The organism is Sphingobacterium sp. UBA5670, from assembly GCF_002420705.1.
In the GTDB taxonomy this organism is placed as follows: domain Bacteria; phylum Bacteroidota; class Bacteroidia; order Sphingobacteriales; family Sphingobacteriaceae; genus Sphingobacterium.
This window is the reverse complement of the sequence record NZ_DIIM01000003.1, coordinates 135,088-143,834: the sequence shown is the minus strand read 5'-3', so window position 1 is coordinate 143,834 and position 8,747 is coordinate 135,088. Positions and strand designations below refer to the sequence as shown.

The window sequence follows — 8,747 nt, the reverse complement described above, 5'->3', positions numbered from 1 at the left end:
TTAAAAGCTCTTTTCTTTTTAATCTCTGTCTATCCCAAGGAATTTGGAATAGAAATGCATGATGGGAAAAAAGATCGCTTCTTGTGGAGCATAGGGAAGGTAGCGCTTAAAATTTCGCCAAAGCCGTTTAGCGCCGTCTGGATGCACCGATACGGTACTATTTACTTTTCCTTCAGCATAGCGTTCGTCGTGATAACCAAAATTACCGCCATACCAAATTTCCTCCAACATCCAATCCGAGTTAGTATGAGAAGGGTATGCAAAAGGAAGATGTGATTTCGACAGTCCAATGTAGTCTACTAGAATCTGGTGGAGTAAATGTGTCCATTTTAAAATTCCAGTCTTTTGATAGATCTTCTTTAAAGCCTCTCCATCAATTTGATTACTGTAGTGAGCATACAACTTTGCAGAGTCGCAAAACTGTCTTAACCCCATTCCAAAGGTGATTAAGTGTTTTAATATATGGGAATTTACTTGAAAAACTTGTAACTCGGGAGCTAAAATCCTTACAGAGACATCTTCAATTTTTAAGATACCCTGTCTTTCACGATAATACTTAGATATGTTACGTAAGTAAGGTTGTATAAGAGGACTTCGCAGATCGAAAAGTTGTTTATGGTGTTCAATAAACTGGTTATTATAGTTATAATGTAAGCTAAAGCTTTTTGTATCTTCTACAATTATACCTTGATCTTTTATATAATTGCGAGCTACAGAATAACCATTATCTTCGAAATGCCAATCTATGTCACCACAGATCCGATGTAAAGGATTAAGATAAAATTGTGCAACCCCTTGTCCTTTTTGCAAAATAGGCTGTATGCCAAGTTGTGTGAAAGCTTTATATTGAGAAGCTATTACTTTATTCATCTGAATATTATGGCGTTCGATCTGATCTACACGTACAGCCCACTTCAATCGTAAAGATTGTGGAGGTAGTTGATCTTCATTTAGAAAAGCAAAGCTATCATAAATTATTCCTTCTACCGTATGGGGAATGGCCCAGGCATACATTTGGGCCCATTCTTTGTCTTGCAGTTTTGTATTGGTTGGTAAACTACCTTGTCCCCAAAGGCCGATACGTAATAACTGAAAAAAAATATCGCGGAGTTGATTATCCATTAATATTACTAATAAATCAAATATAATAATTTATTAAAAGATTTGGACGAAATTAAACCATTTGGATGGATAAAACCACACACTGCTTTATTTCGATTTTTTAACGTAACCATGAAGGTTATTGATATCGCTTCCAAAAGAAAGTGCCATGGATCTGGTCCAGTCATCTGAAATAGCCGAATAGTATATATAATATTTGTTGTTGACTTTAATAAAAGATGCTCGATAAATTGATCTAAAATCAAAAGCACTTTTATTTGTACTTCTTTTTAGAATAGGATGTGGATCATCAATTGTTTGGTGTTTTGAATCAGTTGAGCAATAGAAAAGATCCGCTGAATTATTATTAGCCCCTTTTATTGACCGATCCCATGCGCACACAATCATCTCGTATCCTTTTTCAGTTTTAATAACATCCAAATGCCAAGGGTAAAACTTTGACCAATCTGAATTTATTACTTGGAAATTTTTAGGCCAATTTTTCCCCGATGAGTCTAGCGATTCAATATATCGAATTTGACCGTCGTAACAGTACCAGATTTTATATTTATTATCTTCAAAATTTATAGCTGGGCTGAGCATCTGTACTCCGTTAAAGTCAATAATGGTTTCTCTCGCCTGCCAATGCATTCCATCACTAGATACTCTCCTATATATAGCATTTTTGGCTAATTTTGTATTATATGGTCTATACCAGCATTCTATTATGTCAAGATCTTTACGATAAACTAAATGAGTATCGCTATTATAACCATTTTCGAAGGAAACATCTAAGGGATTTGCTGTAAAATTTTTAGGCAAAATCCAATTGATACCATCTTGACTAACCGCAATACATGGGTTTTCACTATTTGCTTCTCCTTTTGGGTAAGGAGTATAGGCCATCCAAAATTTATATCCCTTCCATCCCTTTTCAAAATAGAGGACTTTAGGGTGTATATTCTCTGTATTACCTAAGTAGTTTTTAAACCTTATAATTTCTGTCGCATTGGGTGTGTGGTTAATATATGCTATAGTATCCGTGGGACTGCCAATAGTGTCTTGTAGTTCTGCTTCAATGACATTAGGTGGCAACTTACCTGGTTCTTCTGCATTTTTTTTTGTGCAAGAATTTGCTGTTAAGATTAGCGCAATTAATACTAATCTGTTAAATTTACTTTTCATTTGAATAGGACAATACTTTCAAGAGCAAAAGTAAATAATTTGAACAGATTCACAAAGATAATTTTGATTGAGAATCAGCTTATTAGTGATTTTAATTTTTTTAAGGAAAATTATTAAATATGGTAATAGAAGGGTAAATATTTTGATATAAGACTTATTTTATTTGAAAGATATTGCTCTCATTTTTAGATGGTTTATATTCTTGTCGACTAAAAAAGACTGACGAAAGAGTTTTAGGCATAGATCTTGCTTTTGTGAGTCAGTTTTGTTAAAGGCCATTTAAATTGTCAGTTTTTACAGATGGTTTGTAAAAAAAAAATATATTTTTGTTCACGAATTAATTATATATAAAATTAAGCATGCGATTTCTCCCAAAGTACGGTATATCATTAGCCTTGTTTATTGCGGTGTTAATGACGTTTATTTCTTGTGGTTCACGTAAGCAAATGGTTTATTTGCAACAAGATTCTACTCAGATAAATACACTTTATGAACAGTATGTGCCTAAGATTCAAATTAATGATATCTTGACGGTTGTAGTCACTGCTGCTGACCCAAAAGTTACTGCGCCATTTAATCCTGTCAGCTCAATGATGAGTAATAATCTGAGTCAGTCAGTAGATATGGCATTACGGCCTACCTATACCGTAGACGGACAGGGAGATATAACTCTTCCGATGTTAGGCAAGGTTCATGTTGCAGGGTTGACTCGTGTACAAGCAATCGAGAAATTGCGAGTTGATTTAAGTCAATATATTAAAGATCCTGGTGTTAATATGAATTTTAATAATTTTAGAATATCAGTTTTAGGCGAGGTAGCTCGACCAGGGTCCTTCATTATGCCTACTGAAAGAGTAACAGTATTGGAAGCATTAGGTATGGCTGGCGATTTGACAATTAGAGGGGTAAGGGAAAGGGTTATGCTAATTCGAGAAGTAGATGGACAGAAGACAATGCATCGCTTAGATCTCACCAAACAAAATACATTAAATTCACCTTACTATTATTTGGCTCAGAATGATGTTATTTATGTCGAACCTAATAAAGCTCAGATAAACAATTCAAAATTAGGCGCAAATACCAATATAATCATATCAATAGCTAGCCTTTTAATTACTGTAATTTCAGTATTGACTCGTTAATAATTTATGGAAAAAACAAATATGCAACTTCAAGATAAGGAAGAGGAAATTAATTTACGGCAACTTTTTGAGCAATATGCTTTTTATTGGAAGTGGTTTGTTCTTACTATAATATTGACGTTGGGGATTGCTGCAGTGTATTTAAGATATGCTCAAAAAACGTATAATACTACGGCTAAAATTCTGTTAAAGGATGAACGCAGTGCGTCTGCTGGTGAATTGGCTGGTATTGCGGAGTTAAGCAGTAGCATGGGGTTTGGTGGAAGTAGAATGGCTTTCGTGACCGATCAGATTGAAGTGCTTTACTCGCGAAGGTTAATGCGTAAGGTGGTCGATCAGCACCATTTGAATGTCATCTATTCTACAAAAGGTAAGATTCGTTCATCTGAGGTTCTCAGTAAAGAAATGCCTTTTGTTGTAGAGCCCCAAGGTAATCAGGATACCACGTTAATAGGAATGCGAGTGAATTCTAAAGACGGCCGAATTTTGAAAGTTACTAATCAAGCCTCAGGAGAGCATTTTAATACGACGTTTGACAAGATCACAAGAATAGGTAACAACAATGTGATTTTTCGTAGAACTGGTGTAAGTAAGATAGATGCGGATACAGAGTATTTAATAAACGTAATCCCTAAAGATTGGGCAATAGATATGAATTTAGCTGCAATTAGCATATCGCCTAGTAAAGAACTGCAGTCGTATGTCGTAAATTTTTCAATGTTGTCTACATTAGGAAAAAAAGCTGAATTAATTTTAAATTCTCTTATCGATACCTATAATAATGATCTTACTAATGATAAGTTGAGGATGACTCGGGCGACTTCTGATTTTATCAATAAACGTCTTATGTTGATATCTAAAGATTTATCTGGTGCCGATGAGCAGGCTGCCGAATTTAAGTCAGCTAACTCCATGGTAGATATGTCAACTGAAGCTGGTGTTTTTCTTAATAATGCATCTGACAACGATAAAAAAGTTTTAGAATATCGTACACAATTACAATTAGTTGACCATATGAATGACTTTTTGAAGAGCCAGGAAGTGGGAAAGTTGCTGCCGTCGAATATTGGTTTGCAAGACGCATCAATAGCCAATGCAATTGCTGGATATAATAAATTAGTTTTGGAGAGGGACGACTTATTGAAATCTGCATCAGAACAAAACCCCGCGGTTATAGCATTAAATGAGAACATTTCCGAAAGCGATAGAAATATTCGGCAGTCTCTTAAGAATTATCAGAAAGTGACCCAACTGGCCTTAAGCAGTATTCAAAGTAAATCTACTGAGATCAAAAATCGAATAAGTTCCATTCCAAACCAAGAACAAGGTTTCAAAAAAATCTCTAGGCAACAGCAAATTGTGGAGTCTCTATATTTGTTATTATTGCAAAAGAGAGAGGAAAGTGAAGTAAAAGCAGCAGCTACTCCAGATAACTTAAAGATAATTGACGCAGCATATGGTAATGGTAAGCCTGTTTCCCCTAAAAAGAGCATTGTTCTTTTTGGAGCTTTGGTGATGGGATTTGCGATACCATTTGGAATATTGTACCTGAAATTCTTGTTGGATAATAAGATTCACTCTCGCAAGGATATTGAAGATATCGTGAAGGTTCCAGTTTTGGGTGAAATTCCAACGGCTGAAGATACTATTGTACACCTAAATGATCGCTCCTCGCTTGCTGAAGCGTTTCGTATTCTCCGTACAAATATGAATTTTATGTTTGGTGCTGATAAAAAAGATACAGCTAAAGTTGTTTTTGTGACGTCCACGATTTCTGGGGAAGGGAAGTCATTTGTAACAACAAATTTAGCTCAGATTTTATCAATGTCAGGTAAGAGGGTTGTTTTGATTGGTGCGGATATTCGAAGCCCAAAAGTGTTGGATTATCTTGGCCTGTCGCATTTGCAACATACTAATGTAGGAATTACTCAGTTTTTAATTAATCCAGAAATGGACGTTAATAATATTATTATTAAGAAACCAGGTAATTATGATTTTGATGTAATTTATTCTGGTTATATAGCGCCCAATCCTGCAGAATTATTAATGAATGGGCATTTTGATGATGTTATTAAATATGCTAGGGAATATTATGATTATATTTTAGTAGATACGGCCCCGGTTAGCTTGGTTACCGATACATTATTGATTGCTCACAATGCGGATTTAACTCTTTATGTTTCCAGGGTAAATTTCCTTGATAAAAGATTGCTACAAGTACCACGAGAACTTTATGTTGATGGAAAATTGAAAAATCTTGCAGCTGTGGTAAATGACGTGGACTTTGCACGCGGTTACGGCTACGGTTATGGCTATGGTTATGGTTATGGCGATAAAGGTAAGAAAAAGAAAACAGGTATTAGCGCTGTTTGGTCGAATGTCAAAGATCGGCTTGGTATAAAATAGCCGTACATTTTCTAAGAAGCCCAGATTGTTAAAGATTTGGGCTTTTTGCTTTTCGCCATACTTATTTTACTAAATCTTTCTCTTCCTGACAAATGACCTAGTCTAATACAACACGAGAAATTCGACTAATTAAATGATAATCATGCATTATTTATTCGGAATTTTTGGTTGCTATTAAGGGGTGAGCGTTGGCCATAAAGCAGTAGCTATCAAAAAGCGTTTGTTGTTAAAGAACAAATAAATGAAACAATTGGTTTTTTTAATTTTCATTTTTTTTATTATTTGATATTTTTTGTAATTTATAGAAATAATTATCTGTCTTAGGTGAAAATTATAAATCATTAAATCTATTTTACTGTCTACAGTTATGTTTTTTTTCTCGCTGGATGTGGGAAAGATGGCGCGATCGAACCCCAAGGTGAGAAAGGTGCTCAAGGAGGTAAAGGTATTGATGGAAGAAATGGGAGTATTATATGCAGTGGGAAAACCTTACCCGCAGTTTCAATAGGAGCTAATGGGGACTTTTATTTGAATTTGTCTAATGGCGATTTATATGGTCCAAAGTCCAGCGGGGTATGGGGGCAACCATTTAGCCTGAAGGGAGAGCAAGGTCCTGCAGGTACGCCTGGCGCTCCGGGTGCTGCTATTTTATCAGGAACGACTGGACCTACTACAGCTGTTGGAAAAAGTGGAGATTTTTATATTAATCTTCGTGATATGACGATATATGGTCCTAAAACAACTTTAGGCTGGGGAAGTCCAGTAAGTTTAAGATCTGATAATGAAAATAACGTTCAACTTATATTATCAAGCCAGATTGGAATAAGAATGTAGTAAATACAAATGCTTTATTTACAACTTCATCAGGCGAATATATATTTCCAGGGGATGTTAATTCTACATATTATGTGACGTATGCTGCTGGATCCGAAGGATCACGAGGACTCGATGCAAATGTCAGCCTCAACCAATGGAAAGAGCTTAGAGGAACTTCTAGAAATAAATCTACTACTTTTGATTACATAGCCGTTGGAGCAGCACTCACTTCTATGATTAATGTCAAAGTGGAAAGTGTATTAATATTTTCTAATACTGTGAGTTCTAAATACAAATTTCAGGTATCTGGTGACGGGAGTGCCTACTTTGATAAAAATTCATTATGGATTTTGTAAAATCTTTTAAATATGATGAGCTTAAAGTGAAAGATGCTACAATTGAAGAGACGAGTAGATATCTGAGAGTAAAATAATAGATTACTCTTTCTAATGTTGTGCTTTATAGTTAAGATCAAAAAATATAGGTTTATCTAAAGTTGCTGCCATTGAAATATTTAGAAGTGACGTCAATGAGATTAATATATAATGCTTGGTTATTTGAATTATTAAGATAATTAGATCAATGAAATCTGTTTTTGTATTTATTGTTATGTCGCTGCTTTTCGTTAGATGTGGAAAAGATGGCGCAATCGGCCCTGAAGGCGAAAAGGCCTTCAGGGAGGTAAAGGGGCAACTAGGGAAAAGGGGATAAACGGTGTAAATGGAAGTACTATTTATAATGGGAAAACAGTGCCCGCTATTTCAATTGGATAAAATGGTGATTTTTTATGTTCGATAATGAAAATAAACCTTCAACTTATTGGACATCGAATGGAATGTATCCTAATACTGTTGGAAATGAGTTTTTATCATCTGCTTGGATGGATGCCATCCAAAATTAATTAATTTTATTGTGTTCCCAAATTAAAATTTAACTCAAATATAAGTTTTTATTTCTCAATATGCCGATAAAATGATCATTATCTGGAAGGATAATTATCAAAAATTCATTATTTATTAATGTATAAAACTATAAAGCTGGTACCAATATTGCTGTTGGATGCAAATGCAAGATAAAAATCATATTTAAACAGAAATGAAGAACAGCATTGAGAATATAAAAAAACCTATTCTAGTTATTTTGGCCGCTGGTATGGCGAGCCGTTATGGATCGGCTAAGCAGGTGGAAAGCTTCGGCCCATTTGGTGAAAAGATAATCGACTATTCTATTTATGACGCCATCCGTGCAGGATTTGGAAAGATCGTATTTGTTATTCGCGAAGAATTTCTTGAAACCATGAAATCAAACGTTGGCGCCAAACTTCCTGATTCGATCGAAGTTGCCTATGCTTTTCAGGATTTTGACCTAAAAAAGTTTGGAATCGATAGAATTATAGAACGCCAAAAACCTTGGGGCACGGGTCATGCGGTTATGAGCGCCGAGCATGAGGTGGATAGACCATTTTGTGTCATCAATGCGGACGACTTCTATGGCTATGATGCCTTTCAGAAGATGGCAGATTTCCTAACGCAGCGCGCTGATGATCAACAGATGGCACTGGTAGGTTTTGAAGTCGGTAATACCCTGTCTGACTTTGGCTATGTCTCGCGTGGTGTTTGTGAAGTAAATGATAGGAATCATTTGAAGAGTGTCACTGAAAGAACTAACATTTACCGAAAAGACCAAGATATTGTATATGCACAGGAAGAAACAGAAACTGTATTACCTAGTGAAACAAGAGTATCAATGAATTTCTGGGGTTTTACGCCCAAGATATTTGAGATTGCACGTAGCTTGTTTCCTGATTTTGTAGAAAAGAACTGTGAGAACTCAAAAGCAGAATTTTTTATTCCCGATTTGCCTGATTATATGGTAAAACAAGGAATTGCGGATTTCTCTGTATTGCCCACTGATGCAAAATGGTTTGGGGTGACATATAAAGAGGACAAAGAGCTAGTACAACAAAGTATTGAACAGCTGATTTCCGAAGGGCATTACCCACAACGATTGTGGATCGAAAAGAAAGTGGTGGATGAAAGTATTTATTTGGACTTCTAAACTAATAATTTGCGCATATCTTCTTAATTCAGAGAGGAT

General features: G+C 35.4%; 6 protein-coding genes. 4 read left to right on the top strand and 2 right to left on the bottom strand.

The annotated features are described in order from the left end of the window. Positions 1-18 precede the first annotated feature (18 nt). Together B3C94_RS03430 and B3C94_RS03425 are read right to left on the bottom strand one after the other, a co-directional pair. Complete coding sequence (locus tag B3C94_RS03430) at positions 19-1,122, bottom strand: nucleotidyltransferase family protein (RefSeq protein WP_293899070.1); 1,104 nt, start codon at positions 1,120-1,122, stop codon at positions 19-21. 87 nt (positions 1,123-1,209) lie between these two features. Continuing rightward, positions 1,210-2,286, bottom strand: coding sequence for a hypothetical protein (locus B3C94_RS03425; RefSeq protein ID WP_293899067.1), 1,077 nt, complete (start codon positions 2,284-2,286; stop codon positions 1,210-1,212). Positions 2,287-2,699: 413 nt separating this feature from the next. Here B3C94_RS03425 and B3C94_RS03420 point away from each other — a divergent pair, with 413 nt between their 5' ends. The 4 genes from B3C94_RS03420 to B3C94_RS03405 all read left to right on the top strand — a co-directional run bounded on the left by B3C94_RS03420 (position 2,700) and on the right by B3C94_RS03405 (position 8,708). After that, entirely contained in the window at positions 2,700-3,428 is a 729-nt protein-coding gene (locus B3C94_RS03420; protein ID WP_293899064.1) for a polysaccharide biosynthesis/export family protein, read from the top strand. Between the two features lie 6 nt (positions 3,429-3,434). Continuing rightward, positions 3,435-5,834: a GumC family protein gene (locus B3C94_RS03415; protein WP_293899061.1), complete on the top strand. Its 2,400-nt coding sequence runs from the start codon at positions 3,435-3,437 to the stop codon at positions 5,832-5,834. A 528-nt stretch (positions 5,835-6,362) separates the two neighbouring features. Next, positions 6,363-6,668 (top strand): hypothetical protein, encoded by a 306-nt coding sequence (locus B3C94_RS03410; RefSeq protein WP_293899058.1) that lies wholly within the window; start codon positions 6,363-6,365, stop codon positions 6,666-6,668. A 1,077-nt stretch (positions 6,669-7,745) separates the two neighbouring features. Beyond that, entirely contained in the window at positions 7,746-8,708 is a 963-nt protein-coding gene (locus B3C94_RS03405) for a nucleotidyltransferase family protein (RefSeq protein WP_293899055.1), read from the top strand. Positions 8,709-8,747: the final 39 nt, after the last annotated feature.

Bases quoted from the DNA above. Each gene is read 5' to 3' on its own strand.
- B3C94_RS03415 (WP_293899061.1), top strand. From the start codon at position 3,435: ATGGAAAAAACAAATATGCAACTTCAAGATAAGGAAGAGGAAATTAAT.
- B3C94_RS03405 (WP_293899055.1), top strand. From the start codon at position 7,746: ATGAAGAACAGCATTGAGAATATAAAAAAACCTATTCTAGTTATTTTG.
- B3C94_RS03420 (WP_293899064.1), top strand. From the start codon at position 2,700: ATGACGTTTATTTCTTGTGGTTCACGTAAGCAAATGGTTTATTTGCAA.
- B3C94_RS03425 (WP_293899067.1), bottom strand. From the start codon at position 2,286: ATGAAAAGTAAATTTAACAGATTAGTATTAATTGCGCTAATCTTAACA.
- B3C94_RS03430 (WP_293899070.1), bottom strand. From the start codon at position 1,122: ATGGATAATCAACTCCGCGATATTTTTTTTCAGTTATTACGTATCGGC.